Here is a 16,589-nt window from a genome sequence, read left to right on the forward strand (position 1 = left end):
TATAAAGAAAAAAAATTTAGAACCTTAGAATCTTAGCAACTCAGTATCTTAAAAAAAATGAAATACACTACATTACCTAATACCGATATAAAAGTTAGTAAAATATGCCTTGGAACGATGACTTTCGGGCAGCAGAATACAGAAGCTGAAGGACACGAACAAATGGATTATGCTCTTGAAAGAGGGGTTAATTTCTTTGACACAGCCGAAATGTATTCGGTTCCAGCGAGTGAAGCAACTTACGGGAGCACTGAAAAAATTATTGGAACTTGGTTTAAAAAATCTGGAAATCGCGATAAAGTGATTTTGGCTTCTAAAATTGCTGGACCAAATCCGAATTTTGGATATATGCGCGAGAAACTGGATTTTTCGCCAACGAGCATCAAGTTTGCTGTTGAGCAAAGTTTAAAACGACTTCAGACAGATTATATTGATTTGTATCAAATGCATTGGCCGGAAAGAAAAACAAATAATTTTGGAACACGCGCTTTTCACGGACACGATGATGTTTGGGAAGATAATTTCAGAGAAATTTTGGAAACTTTTGACGTATTAATCAAAGAAGGTAAAATCAAACACATTGGAGTTTCTAATGAAAATGCTTGGGGAATGATGCGTCTTCTGGAAGAAAGCAAATACAACAATCTGCCAAGAATTAAAACTGTTCAGAATCCGTATTCTTTATTGAATCGTTTATTTGAAGTGAATTCGGCAGAAGTTTCAAAATATGAAAATGTTGGATTGTTAGGATATTCTCCTTTAGCCTTCGGAGTTTTGACTGGAAAATTCTTGACTGGAGAAAGTCACCCGAAAGCTAGAATTAACCTTTTTCCGCAATACAAACGTTACAATAGCGACCAATGTACTGAAGCGACTAAATTGTATCAGGAAATCGCGAAAAAACATGGTTTAACGTTAACGCAATTGGCAATGGGCTTTGTATTGCAACAGCCATTTTTGACAAGCGCTATTATCGGAGCTACAACTTTAGAACAATTAAAAGAAAATATCGATACAATTGATGTTACGCTTTCTAAGCAAATCTTAGCAGAAATTGATGCGGTTCAGGCTATAATTCCTGATCCTGCGCCTTAAAGTTTTTTGTGCGAAGGTGATTTTTTGCCACGAAGGCGCTAAGGCGCTAAGGTTTTTTAATCTCGCAAAGTCGCAGAGTCCCAAAGTTTTTTGAATAGCCCCTAGCTTAAGCAGGGGAATATGATTGAAATAGAAAAGGGCTTTAGCCAAACTGATAAAGTTTGGCTAAAGCCCTTTGATTTGCGTTATATTTTCATCCAGCTAAAGCTGGACGCTATTGAATTTAATAGATTAAACTTAGCGACTCTGCGGCTTTGCGAGCAAATTTCACAGGCTTAAAAAACTTTGCGCCTTAGTGCCTTAGTGGCAGAAAATTACAAATCAAATTCATCATCAACAGCCAAAGAATCTGCTTTGATTGCTGTCGAATCTGGAACTTTTATTTTGATTAACGAACGAGCATTTCCAGAAATGTAAACAGGTAAAATTCCAATGGTATCTTCAGGAACTAAAAGTCCTCTTCTAAACATCAAATTCTTTAAGAATTTCTGGTTTTTAATGGCGTAATCTTTTAAGTTTCCTTCATCATTAAATTGATACATGAATTTTCTTGGTTTCGGAATAATCGTTGCCAAGTACAAACATTCATCTACATTCAAGTCGGCTGGGCTTTTTTGGAAATAAAAATGACTTGCTTCTCCAATTCCGTACACATTTGGTCCCCATTCAATAATGTTGAAATATACTTCTAGCATTCTTTCCTTGCTTACAATTCGGTTGTTTTCTAAAATGTAAACCAATAAAATTTCTTCAAGCTTTCGCGAAAGCGTTTTTTCTCTGGTCAGAAAAACATTTTTAATCAACTGCATACTAATCGTGCTGGCTCCACGAGAGAATTTCTTCGTTCTGATGTTTTTCAGAATTGATTGTTTGAAAGCTTCGTTAATGAATCCGCGATGTGAGAAGAAAGAAGGATCTTCTGTCGTTAAAACACATTTTCTTAAATAAGGTGAAATTTGATCCAAAGGAGTGTAATTTGGATTCGCATTTCCGACCAAAATAGGTCTTTGCAATACGTTTTGAATAATGGCACGATAGACAAATTCGCCATTTAGTTTGTTTAAATCGGCTTCGCCATATTTAGTGATTCGTAAATCTTCTTTGTTCAGCTTACTGTCAAAAACAAGTGTATTTGGTTTGTTTTTGTTGAATTTGAAATCCAGTTTGTAATCGAAATTTCCAGTTGCCTGCATTCCTTGAAAATGCGTAAATAAACCATCAGGAAGTGAAACAATGAAATCCTGCGCTTTCATTTTCGGAATGTTTACTTTCAAAGTATAAATGGTATCTTTTTCAGTATCATAAGAAATATAAGGACGAACTTTGATTTTGTTCAACTGCATTGTCGAAGTACTGTCAATCGAAATGAAACTGTCTCCCAATAAGAAGCGATAATCAAAACGGGCATTTTTTATTATAACATCTTTACTCGCAATTTTTGGATGATTGATTTTAAGATTGGCAATTGAGGTGTAGCCATCAATATGCAATTCGCTTCCGCTTTTATCAATGTTTTGAACATTCAATCGAATAGAATCAAAACTTGCTTTTAAGTTATAACGCTGATCCAAATACGGAACACGAATAGCTCCTGTGTCCAAATTGAAAAAGCGAATATCTGCTTTTTTATTTCTCGGGTCTGCAAAACCTTTAATATTCCAACGTTGATCAAAATCTTTTGCTTGAACATGAAGATTGGTTTCGAGTTGTTTATTGCTTAAAACTAGTTTATCTACATCAAAATTGGTTTGTTTTCCGTTATCATCGATTTTGAATTTGAAGTTTTTCAAATCCATATCAGTTGGAACCAAGTTTAAGACTTTAGAAATGATTCTATAAGCAAACGAAGCATATTTGCGTTTTTCGTTAGATTCTGTTTCTTCGCGGTCTCTTTTTAAGAAAGCATCAAAGTTTCTTTTTTTGCCTTTTTTTACTAATTGAATATAGCCATTGTCGACTTTTAGAGTTCCAACTTGAACATCTCCAATTAATAAATTACTTAAGCTAATGCTGGTTTCAACATTTTTTATTTTGACAAGAGTATCTGCATTTATTGGAGCCAGAACAACATCTGTCAATTTTATGGTCGATAAACCATCAAAAGAAGCTGATTCTACAGAAAAATTACTGTTGTATTGAACAGCCATTTTGTGGGTAACTTTTGCAATGGCCTGTTTTAAAAGTGAATTACGAAAATAATACAGTCCAATGCAAAGCACTAAAATTACTATTCCTAGTATTTTTAATACCTTGTATATTTTTTGTTTTGGAAAATTCATAGAAGGAGAGGTATTTGAAATCAGCCAAAAAGAATGCTGGCAACATCTTCAATTTTTGCAACAAGTTCAATTTTAATTCCCGTGTTCTTTAAAGCTATTTTATTGTATTTAGAAACAAAGATAGTATCGAAACCTAATTTTTCGGCTTCCTGAATGCGCTGATCCACACGATTTACAGGACGGATTTCACCAGATAAACCAACTTCGCCAGCAAAACAGAAACCTTTTCCAACCGGAATGTCTTCGTTAGAAGATAAAATTGCGGCAACAACGGCCAAGTCAATTGCAGGATCATCAACAGAAATTCCTCCGGTAACATTCAGGAAAACATCTTTTGCGCCTAAACGGAATCCAGCTCTTTTTTCTAAAACAGCCAAAATCATGTTTAGCCTTTTGGCATTGTAACCTGTTGTGCTTCGCTGAGGAGTTCCGTAAACTGCGGTGCTAACCAAAGATTGTATTTCAATCATCAACGGCCGCATGCCTTCTAGAGTTGTTGCAATTGCAGTTCCCGAAAGTTCTTCGTCTTTATGGGAAATCAGAATTTCAGAAGGATTGCTTACTTCGCGTAAACCGCTTCCCAGCATTTCATAAATACCAAGTTCGGAAGTTGAACCAAAACGGTTTTTAAGCGAACGCAAAATTCTATAGATATGATTTCTATCTCCTTCAAATTGAAGAACGGTGTCAACCATATGTTCTAAAATTTTTGGCCCTGCGATATTTCCGTCTTTGGTAATATGGCCAATTAAAATTACTGGAATGTTGCTTTCTTTAGCAAATTTGATCAACTCTGCCGTGGTTTCGCGAATCTGGGAAATGCTTCCCGCTGTAGATTCGATATAATCGGTATGTAAGGTCTGAATCGAGTCGATAATGACTACTTCAGGCTCAATGGTTTCAATCTGTTTGAAGATGTTTTGCGTTTTGGTTTCAGTAAGAATATAGCAGTTGTCGCTGTTTGGCGTAATTCTTTCTGCACGCATTTTTATCTGTTTCTGGCTTTCTTCTCCAGAAACGTATAATGTCTTATAAGGTAGTTTTAACGAAACTTGAAGCAAAAGTGTACTTTTTCCGATGCCGGGTTCACCACCTAAAAGTGTTAAAGATCCAGGAACAAGTCCGCCACCCAAAACACGATTCAATTCGCTGTCGGTTGTGTCCATTCGGACTTCCTGTTTGGAATCAATTTCGTTAATTTTTAAAGGCTTTGGTGCTTTGCTTGTTGGAGTAGGCTCGCTTTTCCAAGCTACTTTATCCTGTTTCTGGATAATTTCTTCAGCAATCGTATTCCATTCTTTGCACGCGTTGCATTGCCCTTGCCATTTGGCATATTGGGTTCCGCAGTTTTGGCAGAAAAAGGAAGTTTTAACTTTTGACATTATTTACTTTTTTTAGCAAGTGTATTCATTTCGTCAATTTTCTCATACATCAAGTCTTTGTTCAAATCACCAATTGGCTCCATTTGCGAAGCGTTTTGGTATTTTTTTGAAGCATGTTTAGGATCGCCCATTTTTTCGTACATCAAACCTAATTCATATTCTCCTAACATGGCTTTTGGATAATTTACATTTCCAATTTCAGCCATTTTTCCCAATTCATCATAAGCGTTTCTCTTTAAAATAAGATTTTCCATTACTTTAAAATCGCTCATTCGAACTGGAATTTGAACTCCTAAAACTTCAGACATTGTTGCATATTTTTTTTCTAAATATTCTGCATAACCTGTTTGAAGAACCGCAATTTTGTCGTTGTATTCGGCAGAATTTATAGGTCGGTATACTTCAAAGATCTGGTACAATGCACTTGGTATAGAATGCAAAACTTCTGTATAATGTGTTGCACCTTTGAATACATCGTATTTATAATTCACTAACGGATTATTGGCAATTTTAATATTACTGTTTAATTTATCTATCGGTTCTTTAATTTTCTTAATATCGCCTTCTCCAGCAGAAAGGTAATAGAAAATTGGGCTTTTTATTTTGGCAAACTTCTCAGCAATACGCACTTCCATTTTTGGGGCAAGTTCTGGGCTTAGACAGATGTAGGCATTAAAAAGCGGAATTTCTTTATACAAATAAAAATTAGCAAAACTCGCGGTTACATCATGACCTGCAATAAGTCTGAAAGGCGAGGTACGGTATTTTTTTTCAATGTATGGAATTAATTCTGCTCCGATAAATTCGAAAAATTTTGCTCCTTTTTCAAAAGGAAGACCTTCGTTTTGATCAATTGTTGTGTCATCGTAGCGTTCTTCATCTTTGTTTTGATGAATTCCGATGATAATCATTTCTGGAATATCGTCCCAATAAGTACCATAACTTATGGCTCCAGAAAACGGATCAAATAAGTAATCTCCATCCAATAAATAAAGAACAGGATATTTTTTGTCTTTGTTTGCTTCATAAGAAGCAGGAAGTCCAATCGTAATTCTACGTTCTTCTCCCAGTTTTTCTGATTTAATATTATCGAACGTTTTTTGGGCAAACGACGAGAACGAAATCAAAAGTGTCAGTAGGTAAACTTTTTTCATGATTTGTGGCATTTCAGTAAATTAAAAAGTATTGGAAAATAGTGTAGCAATATACTATTTTATTTGCTTCTTTCTTAAATGGGGTAAAAATTGAAGCACAGTGTTTTAGCGTCAGAATCTTTTTTGGATTGAGACAAAAGAAGAATACCTTGTGCAAAAATAGCTTTTGACAAAGAAAGTAAATTCTTAAAAAGAAAGAATTGGTTTAGGTTAAAGAATTGTCATTTTCATTAGGGAAAATAATCCACGGTTTGAAGGTTTTCGCTTCTTCAAAGTCCAATGTTGCGTAAGAAATGATAATGATGATGTCATCTTTCTGAACTTTTCTTGCAGCTGGACCATTCAAAGTGATTTCGCCTGAATTTTTCTCACCCTTAATAGCGTAAGTTTCAAAACGTTCGCCATTATTAATGTTAACAATAGATACTTTTTCGCCTTCAATAATATTTGAAGCTTCTAGTAGCGTTTCATCAATAGTAATGCTGCCAATATAATTTAAATCGGCTCCAGTTACTTTAACACGATGAATTTTTGATTTTATAACTTGAATTTGCATGATGCAAAGTTAGATTAATTTAATGAAATGGTGTCTATCAGTCTTATAGAATTAACAAATACCGCTATAAATGCGCGATATTTTTTGTCATTCTCTTTTTGATTGATAGGTAAAAGTGTAGATTCGTCAGCAATAACAAAATATTCCAGTTCAAACTCTTTGTTGCCTTTGAAAGAATTTTCCACAAATTCGATTGTTTCTTGCGGGCTATTATTTTGAAAAATCTCTTTTGCTTCAGTCAAGGTTTTGTAGATAATTGAAGCGTCTTTTCTTTCCTGAGATGTTAAACGTTCATTACGTGAACTCATTGCTAGCTCATTTTCTTCTCTAAAAATAGGACATCCCACAATGTTTACCGGTAATCCTGTTTTTTCGACTAATTTTTTAACAATTTGAAGTTGCTGAAAATCTTTTTCTCCAAAATAAGCATTTGTTGGGGTTACAATTTCAAAAAGTCTTTTCACGATTGTTCCAACCCCATTAAAATGACCAGGTCTGAATTTTCCTTCCATCTGGTTTTCTAATCCGTCAAAATCGAAAGTCTGCGAAACGGTATTTCCTTCATAAATATCATCAACAGAAGGAGCGTATAAAATGATTTTGTCACTTAATGTACGCATTTTCTTAACATCTTCTTCTAGTGTCCTAGGATATTTTGCTAAATCTTCCGGGTTGTTAAACTGTGTTGGATTGACAAAAATGCTCACTACTGTGTCGTCGTTTTCTTTTAGCGAACGTTGCATTAAAGCCAAATGTCCTTGGTGTAAAGCGCCCATTGTTGGTACAAATCCGATAGTTGAATTTGCGGTTTTGATAGTTTTAAGATAGGCTATCAACGCTGCTTTACTGTAGAAAATATGCATTGAGGTATTATTAAAATTTAGTGCAAACATAATATATTAGTTATAAACTGCATAAAATTTTGTAATTTTGCGACGTTTTTATTACCAAAATTAAGTAAAATACTATTATGAAAGATAAGAGGATATTATACGTATCATCTGAAGTCGTGCCTTATTTGGCTGAAAATGAGGTTTCTTTAATGTCTTATGACGTTCCGAAAATGATTAATGACCAAGGCGGTCAGATAAGAATTTTCATGCCAAGATATGGGAATATCAATGAGAGAAGACACCAATTGCATGAAGTGATTAGACTTTCAGGGATGAATTTGGTAGTGAATGACTTAGACATGCCATTGATTATTAAAGTAGCATCGATTCCGAAAGAAAGAATCCAGGTCTATTTTATTGATAATGATGAATATTTCAAACGTAAAGCTACTTTTACTGACGAAGAAGGTGCTTTGTATCCTGATAATGATGAAAGAGCCATTTTCTTTGCAAAAGGTGTTGTAGAGACGGTTAAAAAATTGAACTGGGTTCCAGATATTATACATGTTCATGGCTGGCTAGCAGCAATGCTGCCAATTTATATGAAGCATTATTATAAACATGAAGCATTGTTTTCTGAAACTAAAATCATCACTTCTGTTTACGGACAATCGTTTGATGAAAATTTAGATTTAGAAATGATCAATAAAGTTAAATTTGACGGTGTTCCTCATGAAGCTGTATCAGATTTAGAAACTCCAAATTACGAGAATGTTTTAAAAGCTAGCATCTTACATTCTGACGGTGTAATTATTGCATCAGAAAATGTTTCTCCAAGTTTAACAAAATTTATAGAATCTTCAGGAAAACCTTTTTTACCTTTCGCCGGGAAAGATGGATTTGCTGACGCTTATACAAATTTCTACAGAACATTTGGACTTTAAATTTTAATTTTATTATTAGACATGTATAAAACTTCTTTTTTTAAGAAATCTCTTTTGGCTGTAATGGCTGTTTTTCTATATTCTTGCGACAAAGATTTTAATGCGATTGGTGATGGTTTGGTTGGAGATGATCACTTTGGGCTTGAATCCGAAAAATATGATGTTTTAGCTTTTAATCAAGAAGTTACTCCTATTCAGTCGAATAGTATGACGCCAAATGCTCTTGGTATTTTTGATAATCCACTTTTTGGAACTACAACTGCTAATTTCGTAACTCAGGTTGGTCTTGTTTCTTATTCTCCAACAATTGGAGAGTCTCCTGTAATTGAAAGTGCTGTACTTGAAATTCCGTATTACAGTCATGTAACGGCTACAGATAACGAAGGGAATAGTACATATGAACTAGATTCTATTTATGGAGATAAAAATGGAAAGTTGAAGTTAAGCGTTTACGAGTCTGGAATCCAGATGAGAACTAGTTACTTTAGTGGAGGTAGTCAATTGCCGCAGTTTTATTATACAGATCAAAATGCTGAATTTAATAATAAAAAAGTAGGAGCAAGATTAAACGATGGAGATATCTTGCAAAATGATGAGTTCTTTTTTGATGCAAAAGAAATTGTTATAAAAACAATTGATCCTGATACTAAAAAAGAAACAACTGAAAGGAAAAAACCTCAAATGACGCTACAGCTTAATAAGGATTTTTTCCAAAGTAAGATATTAAACGCGGCTACCACGAAACTTTCTGCAGAGGATGTTTTTCAGGAGTATTTTAGAGGTTTGTATTTTAATGTTGAAAGATCTGGATCAAATCCTGCTAATATGGCCTTGATGAATTTTAGCGAAGGTAAGGTTACAATTAAATACAAAGCAAAAACAGAGTCTACAACAGACGATGCCAATGCTACAGAAGAAAAGACAATTGTTTTGAATTTAAAGGGCCTTTCGTCAGCGACCAGTAGTACGGCCAATTTTCTTGAAGATGTCCGAAATCCAGATTTTGCGAGCGCTATAACTACAAATGTAAATAAAACGGATGGGGATGAAAAGCTTTATTTAAAAGGCGGGCAAGGATCTCTAGCTGTTGTAAGGCTTTTTAATCCGACGGATGTATTGAGTTATAATTCTAAAGGTGAGCCGGTAAGCGGAGCAAATGGTGTTCCGGATCAATTGGATGAAATGAGGAGTAATGCTGTGGTAAAGAATTGGAAGGTTAACGAAGCTAATTTAGTATTCTATATTGATGCCGATAAAATGGCTGGTACAGAAGAGCCAAATAGAGTGTATTTGTATGATTTGACAAATAATGCCGTTTTAGCAGATTATTCTACAGATGCTTCTTCGACTTATGGAGGGCTTATTACTGTCGGATCTGATAAAAGAGGGAAAAATTATAAAATTAGAATCACAGGCCATATTCGTAACTTGATTAAAGATGCGACGGCTAAAAATGTTGATTTAGGACTGGTGGTTTCTCAAAGCTCGTCAACAATTGCGTTTAATGCGTTGAAGAATAAAAATGATATCATGTCGGCAGTGCCGAGAACATCAGTTATGAATCCTTTGGGTACAATCTTATATGGCGGAAAAGCCTCTATTCCGGAAGATAAAAGATTGAAACTTGAAGTATACTACACGAAACCAAATTAATAAATATATATGTGTGGAATTGTTGGATATATCGGTCATAGAGACGCATATCCAATTGTAATTAAGGGCTTGAAGCGTCTTGAGTACAGAGGATATGATAGTGCCGGTGTTATGCTATATGACGAAGAGTCGGGCATTAAAGTTTGCAAAACAAAAGGAAAGGTTTCCGATCTTGAAGCTAAAGCCAATGAAGGTTTTACAACAAACGGAACTATTGGAATTGGACACACGCGTTGGGCAACTCACGGGGTTCCAAATGACGTGAATTCTCATCCTCATCTTTCTAATTCTGGAGATTTGGCAATCATCCATAACGGAATTATTGAGAATTATGCACCTTTGAAAGAGGAGCTTATCAAAAGAGGTTATACTTTTAAATCGGATACGGATACTGAAGTTTTAGTTAATTTAATAGAAGAGGTTCAAAAGAAAGAAAATATTAAATTAGGGAAAGCGGTTCAGATTGCATTGAATCAAGTTGTTGGTGCGTATGCAATTGCTGTTTTTGATAAAAAGAATCCAAACGAACTTGTAGCGGCAAGATTAGGAAGTCCGTTGGCAATTGGAGTTGGAGAAGGAGAATATTTTGTTGCTTCCGATGCTTCACCATTTATTGAATATACTTCTAATGCAGTTTATTTAGAAGATGGCGAAATGGCTAATATCAGATTGCATAAGCCAATTAAAATCAGAAAAATCCAAGATGACTCTTTAGTAGATCCGTATATTCAAGAACTTCAAATGAACTTGGAGCAGATTGAAAAAGGTGGGTATGATCATTTCATGCTTAAAGAAATCTACGAGCAGCCAAGTGTAATTAAAGATACTTACAGAGGAAGACTTCATGCAAATGAAGGAATTGTTCAGATGGCTGGGGTTGAAGATAATCTGGAGAAATTCTTAAATGCAAAACGTATTCTAATCGTAGCGTGCGGAACTTCATGGCATGCAGGTTTAGTGGCAGAATATATCTTTGAGGAATTTACACGTATTCCTGTAGAGGTAGAATATGCTTCTGAGTTTAGATACAGAAACCCAATTATCAATAAAGATGACGTAGTTATTGCAATTTCACAATCTGGTGAAACTGCAGATACTATGGCTGCTATTAAATTAGCTAAAGAAAATGGAGCATTTGTGTTTGGAGTTTGCAACGTAGTGGGTTCTTCTATTTCTAGAGAAAGCCATGCTGGTGCTTATACACACGCAGGACCAGAAATTGGAGTGGCTTCTACAAAAGCATTTACTACTCAGATTACAGTTCTAACGATGATTGCTTTACGTTTAGGAAAAGCAAAAGGAACGTTGTCAAATACTGATTTCCATACGTATCTTCAAGAATTGGAAATCATTCCAGATAAAGTTTCTGAAGCGCTAGAAACAAATGATAAGGCGAAAGAAATTGCTGCTGCCTTTAAAGATTCGCCAAACTGTCTTTATTTAGGTAGGGGGTATAATTTCCCTGTTGCTTTAGAAGGTGCATTGAAACTAAAAGAGATTTCATATATCCATGCAGAAGGTTATCCGGCTGCCGAAATGAAGCACGGTCCGATTGCTTTAATTGATGAGTTTATGCCTGTTATTGTTATTGCTCCAAAACAAGGACATTACGATAAAATTGTAAGTAATATTCAGGAGATCAAATCAAGAAGCGGTAAAATTATTGCTGTAGTTACAAAAGGAGATATTCAAGTTCGCGAATTGGCAGATTATGTAATAGAAATTCCAGAAACTTCAGATGCATTATCGCCATTGGTTACAACAATTCCATTGCAATTACTTTCTTATTACATAGCTGTTATGAGAGGTTGTAATGTTGACCAGCCTCGTAACTTAGCGAAGTCGGTTACGGTAGAATAGATTCTATTTTAAAATATTAAATATGTTAAAAAAGCGAGATTTAGGTCTCGCTTTTTTTTATTGTCAAAAATTTTTTTGAAGACATGTATTTTTGTGAATTTTTCAGTTTTTTGATAAAAATTTATATGTATGCATAGTAAACTGATTTTTCTGTAGGTTTTATTTGTTTTTATTTTAATAAAATGAATTAGTGAATAGTTAAAATATTATGCAAAAGTGTGATAAATATCAATTTTATTTAACATATTTTTATATATATTAAAATATTTATGTATTTTGGCTATATATACTAACAATAAAACTAACCCTAATGAGAGTCTATTTGCTAATTATGTTGTTATTCAGCGGAGTATCCTTTGCGCAGAATACAATCACAGGTTCGGTTACTGACAGTAACAAGCAATCTATTCCTGGTGCCAATGTTGTTGTGGTCGGTGATAATAGTGGCGCGTCCACTGATTTCGACGGAACATTTAAATTGACAACAAATACCAAACTCCCTTTTTCTGTTAAAGTTTCAGCTATCGGGTTTGAGTCAAAAACGATTAATGTGACAGCGGCAAATCAAAAATTGATTGTGGTGCTTAAAGATGAAGAAACGAAATTGGATGAAATCGTGGTTTCTGCTTCAAGGACGCCAGAAAGGGTAATTGAATCTCCTGTTACAATTGAGCGTATGGGACTTCAGGAAATAAAAAATACAACAGCTCCAACTTTTTATGATGGTTTAGAGAATTTGAAAGAGGTAAACTTTAATACAAGTAGTATTTCTTTTAAATCTATAAATACTCGTGGTTTTGCTACAGTGGCCAATACCCGTTTCATGCAGTTGGTAGATGGAATGGATAACTCGTCTCCGGCATTGAACTTCGTTTTAGGAAATCTTATTGGAGTGTCAGATATTGACGTTGCTAGTGTGGAGCTTTTACCTGGTGCGTCTTCAGCCCTTTATGGTGCAAATGCTTTCAATGGAATCATGTTTATGACAAGTAAAAGCCCTTTTACAAATGAAGGAATAAGTGTTTACTACAAATATGGACAAACAAGCCAAGATGCTGCAGGAACAAATGATTATAATGATTTTGGAATTAGAGCGGCAAAAGCTTTTACGAAACATTTTGCAATGAAAGCTAATTTCACTTACATGGAAGCTTCTGAGTGGATTGCAAATGACACTAGAAGTATGACAGGAGGTTCTGTTGGACATGCAATGAATCAGAATTATGACGGTTTGAATATTTATGGTGACGAGGTGACTACTTTTATTCCAAATGTAGGCCAGGTTAGTAGGACAGGATATCGTGAGCAAGACTTAACCGACAATAAGGTTCAAAGTATGAAAGCTGATTTTAGCGCTCATATTAAGCCTTGGGCAGATGATACAGAATTTATACTTCAATATAAAATTGGTACTGGAAGTACAATTTATCAAGGAGCAAATAGATATGCTTTGAAAGATTTCTTAATGCAGCAAGGAAAGTTTGAAGTAAAAGGAAAAAACTTTTTTGGTAGAATATATTTTACAAGCGAAGATGCTGGAAATTCTTATGATATGAGATTTGCGGCTTGGAATGTTAACCGTGCAGCAAAATCAGATCAAGAATGGTTTACAAATTATGCTACAGCGTATCAGTATGCAGGTGCAGTTATGGGAACCAATGCAAACGAGTCTGCTCAGATTGCAAGAAACTTTGCTGATTATAATGTTTTGCCTGCGCAAATATCATTTATTCCAAAGCCAACAGGTTCTCCAAGATTCGAGCCAGGCAGTGCGCAGTTTAATAGTGCTTTGTCAACTGTAATACAAAATCCAGATTTAACACAGGGAGCTAAGTTTATTGATCATTCAAAATTATATCACTCAGATGTGAATTATAATTTTAGAGATATCATTAAATGGGCTGAAGTTCAAGTCGGAGGTTCGTGGAGAAAATATGTAATGGATTCTGAAGGGACTATTTTTACAGATTATGATGGTCCGATCGAATATAAAGAATATGGAGCTTATGCTCAATTGCAGAAAAAATTCTTAGACGACAGATTGAAGTTTACAGGATCTTTACGTTATGATAAGAGTCAGAATTTTGATGGAAATATTTCGCCAAGAATTTCATTTGTGTATTCTGCTGGAGCATCAAAAAATCATAACTTCAGATTGTCTTATCAAACAGGTTTTCGTAACCCAACTACACAAGATCAATATATTGGTTTAGATTTAGGGCCATTTGCGTTAATCGGTTCGGCTCCAGAGAACTTAGACCGTTTTCAGGAAACAGTAAATGTAAGTGCGGCAGGACAAGCGGCAGGACAGCCCGCAACGATTGGAATGTCAGGGCAAAATGCTTATCATAATGCTTATACAGTAGCTTCTGTTCAAGCTTTTGCAGCATCTGCTAATCCTGGAGATCTTCAAGTAGCAGATATTGGTTTGGTAAAGCCAGAACAAGTTCAAGCTTTTGAAGCTGGATATCGTACAGTGGTTCAGAATGACTTGTCTGTAGATTTGAATGCTTACTATAATATTTATAATGATTTCATGAATACGGCTAGAGTTATTTCTCCTTATTATGGAACCGTAGGGACAGATCCAGCAAATCCTGCTGTACAGCAAACTTATCAAGCACTTGCTTTTGGTGATAGAAGAGTGTATCAGGTTTATACCAATACAACTGCTCGAATTTCTTCTTTTGGTTTTGGTGCTGGATTGTCTAAAAAAGTGTATAAAGATTTTGAAGTAGGTGTGAATTATAATTATGCTCAGTTTGACTTCAATCAGGCAGATGATCCAGATTTCGTTGCTGGGTTCAATACTCCAAAACATAGAATCAAAGCTTCTTTAGGAAATGCAAAAGTGATTAAAAATTTAGGTTTCAATGTTAATGTGAGATGGAATTCTGAGTACTTATGGGAGTCTTCTTTTGGAGATGGTATGATTCCTGAAAATACAGTTTTGGATGCTCAAGTGAATTATGCTATTCCAAAATGGAAATCAGTTATTAAGGTTGGAGCAACAAATCTTTTCGGGTCAGATTATCTTCAGGTTATTGGAGCAGGTATGATTGGTCAAATGTGGTTTGCTTCATGGACAATTAATCCGTAATAGTAATTATTTATGTGAATTTGGAATAGTTTCTTCTTTGGAACTATTTGAAAAATGAAGAGGTAATAATTTAAAAAGTACTAACATGAAAAAAAATATAAAAATGCTGTTGCTGGTTTCATTAACCTTTATGGCAGCTTGTAATAATGACGATAATAATGCTCCAGAAGAAGTTCCTGTAACTCCCGGATCTGCGGTTTTAACTAAATATGTGGCACTTGGTGATTCTTTTGCCGCTGGCTATAGTGATAATGCATTGTTTAAAAAAGGACAAGAGAATTCATATGTGAATATTTTGGCACAACAATTTGTAGCGGCAGGCGGTGGTGCTTTTACGCAGCCACTTATGAATGATAACATCGGAGGTTTGTTGTTAGGAGGCAATGTTGTGGCAGGAACAAGACTTTATTTTAATGGACAAGCTCCAGTAAATGTTTCTGGCAAACCAACAACAGAGATAACATCGCATTTAACGGGCACATTTAATAATATGGGTGTTCCAGGTGCAAAAAGCTATCATTTGGTTGCGCCTGGTTACGGAAACGTAGCGGGTGTAGCTACAGGAGCTGCGAATCCTTATTTTGCAAGATTTTCTAGTTCGGCCACTACTACTGTTTTGGCAGATGCTGTAGCTCAGGCTCCAACTTTCTTTTCTCTTTTTATAGGAGGTAATGATGTTTTGAGTTATGCTACTTCTGGTGGTATTGGTAAAGATCAGACTGGAAATATGAATCCCGCGACTTACGGAAGTAATGATATTACAGACCCAACAGTGTTTAAAACTATTTATTCTAACTTGGTTACGGCTTTAACGGCTAATGGTGCAAAAGGAGTTGTTGCAAATTTACCTTATATTACAACTTTGCCATATTTTACAACTGTTCCTTATAATCCAGCTCCGCTTACTGCGGCTTTGGCTACTCAATTAAATGCGGGCTACGCAGCTTATAATGGAGGTTTGCAGCAAATGGTTGAAAAAAAGCTTTTATCGGCAGATGAGGCAGCACGCAGAACTATAAACTTCAAGACGGGAAATAATGCAGTGGTTGTTGTGGATAGCTATCTTACTAATCTTTCGGCATATGGGATTCCGTCTTATAGACAAGCTACGAAAGAAGATTTGGTTGTGTTATCTGCAAGAACATTTATTGGAACAACCGTGGGTGGAGATCCAACAAAAGTTAATGGGCTTTCTGTGCCTTTAGCAGACAACTGGGTTTTGACAAAAGACGAAGTTAACGAAGTGAAAAAAGCAACTGATGCCTATAATATAGCTATAAAAGCAATTGCTGACGAAAAAGGTTTGGCATTTGTAAATACAGTAAGTACAATGACACAGTTATCAAGCGGAGGTGTTCGATTTGGAAATTTCGTAATGTCATCTACTTATGTAACTGGAGGAGCATTTTCTTTGGATGGTGTTCATCCAAGTGCAAGAGGTTATGGGTTAATTGCAAATATCTTTATTGATGCAATAAATGAAAAGTATGGTTCAACGCTTCGTCATGTTGATTTGGCACAATACCCAATTCAATATCCAGCAACGCTTCCATAAAAAAAAACATTTTTTTTAGTTTTAAAAACCGCTCATTTTTAAGAATGCAGCGGTTTTTTCTTTTATTAAAAAAATGCCGTTTTAGTTATTTTTTAAGCAAGTTTTATGAATCAAACAAAATCATGCTATTTTTTATGAAAAAAAAATTGATTTTATATTTTAAAAAATTATCTTTGCG

At 35.1% G+C, this 16,589-nt stretch carries 12 protein-coding genes; 7 read left to right on the plus strand and 5 right to left on the minus strand.

The annotated features are described in order from the left end of the window. Nucleotides 1-57 precede the first annotated feature (57 nt). Both BB050_RS08605 and BB050_RS21840 read left to right on the plus strand, forming a co-directional pair. Entirely contained in the window at nucleotides 58-1,095 is a 1,038-nt protein-coding gene (locus tag BB050_RS08605; protein ID WP_066033293.1) for an aldo/keto reductase, read from the plus strand. Between the two features lie 120 nt (nucleotides 1,096-1,215). Further along, nucleotides 1,216-1,374, plus strand: coding sequence for a hypothetical protein (locus BB050_RS21840; RefSeq protein WP_164085585.1), 159 nt, complete (start codon nucleotides 1,216-1,218; stop codon nucleotides 1,372-1,374). Nucleotides 1,375-1,409: 35 nt separating this feature from the next. Here the strand turns inward: BB050_RS21840 and BB050_RS08610 are convergent, their stop codons facing one another. The 5 genes from BB050_RS08610 to panC all read right to left on the minus strand — a co-directional run bounded on the left by BB050_RS08610 (nucleotide 1,410) and on the right by panC (nucleotide 7,359). Further along, nucleotides 1,410-3,374: a transglycosylase domain-containing protein gene (locus BB050_RS08610; protein WP_066033294.1), complete on the minus strand. Its 1,965-nt coding sequence runs from the start codon at nucleotides 3,372-3,374 to the stop codon at nucleotides 1,410-1,412. A gap of 20 nt (nucleotides 3,375-3,394) precedes the next feature. Beyond that, nucleotides 3,395-4,756: a DNA repair protein RadA gene (gene radA / locus BB050_RS08615; protein ID WP_066033295.1), complete on the minus strand. Its 1,362-nt coding sequence runs from the start codon at nucleotides 4,754-4,756 to the stop codon at nucleotides 3,395-3,397. Further along, nucleotides 4,756-5,910 carry an alpha/beta hydrolase gene (locus BB050_RS08620; protein ID WP_066035123.1) on the minus strand — a complete coding sequence of 385 codons (1,155 nt, stop codon included), beginning with the start codon at nucleotides 5,908-5,910 and terminating at the stop codon, nucleotides 4,756-4,758. Before BB050_RS08620 ends, radA begins: the two co-directional genes overlap by 1 nt. A 205-nt stretch (nucleotides 5,911-6,115) precedes the next feature. Next, the gene (panD, locus tag BB050_RS08625; protein WP_008465481.1) at nucleotides 6,116-6,466 is read right to left on the minus strand and encodes an aspartate 1-decarboxylase; all 351 of its coding nucleotides are present in this window, start codon (nucleotides 6,464-6,466) and stop codon (nucleotides 6,116-6,118) included. Nucleotides 6,467-6,480: 14 nt separating this feature from the next. Next, on the minus strand, nucleotides 6,481-7,359 hold the full coding sequence (panC, locus tag BB050_RS08630; RefSeq protein ID WP_066033296.1) for a pantoate--beta-alanine ligase: 879 nt from the start codon (nucleotides 7,357-7,359) through the stop codon (nucleotides 6,481-6,483). A gap of 77 nt (nucleotides 7,360-7,436) precedes the next feature. Here panC and BB050_RS08635 point away from each other — a divergent pair, with 77 nt between their 5' ends. The 5 genes from BB050_RS08635 (at nucleotide 7,437) to BB050_RS08655 (ending at nucleotide 16,411) form a co-directional block, all read left to right on the plus strand. Continuing rightward, on the plus strand, nucleotides 7,437-8,243 hold the full coding sequence (locus tag BB050_RS08635) for a glycogen/starch synthase (RefSeq protein ID WP_008465476.1): 807 nt from the start codon (nucleotides 7,437-7,439) through the stop codon (nucleotides 8,241-8,243). Nucleotides 8,244-8,264: 21 nt separating this feature from the next. Then, nucleotides 8,265-9,896 carry a DUF4270 domain-containing protein gene (locus BB050_RS08640; RefSeq protein WP_066033297.1) on the plus strand — a complete coding sequence of 544 codons (1,632 nt, stop codon included), beginning with the start codon at nucleotides 8,265-8,267 and terminating at the stop codon, nucleotides 9,894-9,896. A gap of 9 nt (nucleotides 9,897-9,905) precedes the next feature. Next, the gene (gene glmS / locus BB050_RS08645; protein WP_066033298.1) at nucleotides 9,906-11,756 is read left to right on the plus strand and encodes a glutamine--fructose-6-phosphate transaminase (isomerizing); all 1,851 of its coding nucleotides are present in this window, start codon (nucleotides 9,906-9,908) and stop codon (nucleotides 11,754-11,756) included. Nucleotides 11,757-12,066: 310 nt separating this feature from the next. Further along, the gene (locus BB050_RS08650) at nucleotides 12,067-14,856 is read left to right on the plus strand and encodes a TonB-dependent receptor (protein ID WP_066033299.1); all 2,790 of its coding nucleotides are present in this window, start codon (nucleotides 12,067-12,069) and stop codon (nucleotides 14,854-14,856) included. An 85-nt stretch (nucleotides 14,857-14,941) separates the two neighbouring features. Beyond that, a complete protein-coding gene (locus tag BB050_RS08655) occupies nucleotides 14,942-16,411 on the plus strand; it encodes an SGNH/GDSL hydrolase family protein (protein WP_066033300.1) in 1,470 nt (489 codons plus the stop codon). Nucleotides 16,412-16,589 lie beyond the last annotated feature (178 nt).

It is taken from the genome of Flavobacterium anhuiense, assembly GCF_001705175.1.
Classification (GTDB): Bacteria; Bacteroidota; Bacteroidia; order Flavobacteriales; family Flavobacteriaceae; genus Flavobacterium; species Flavobacterium anhuiense.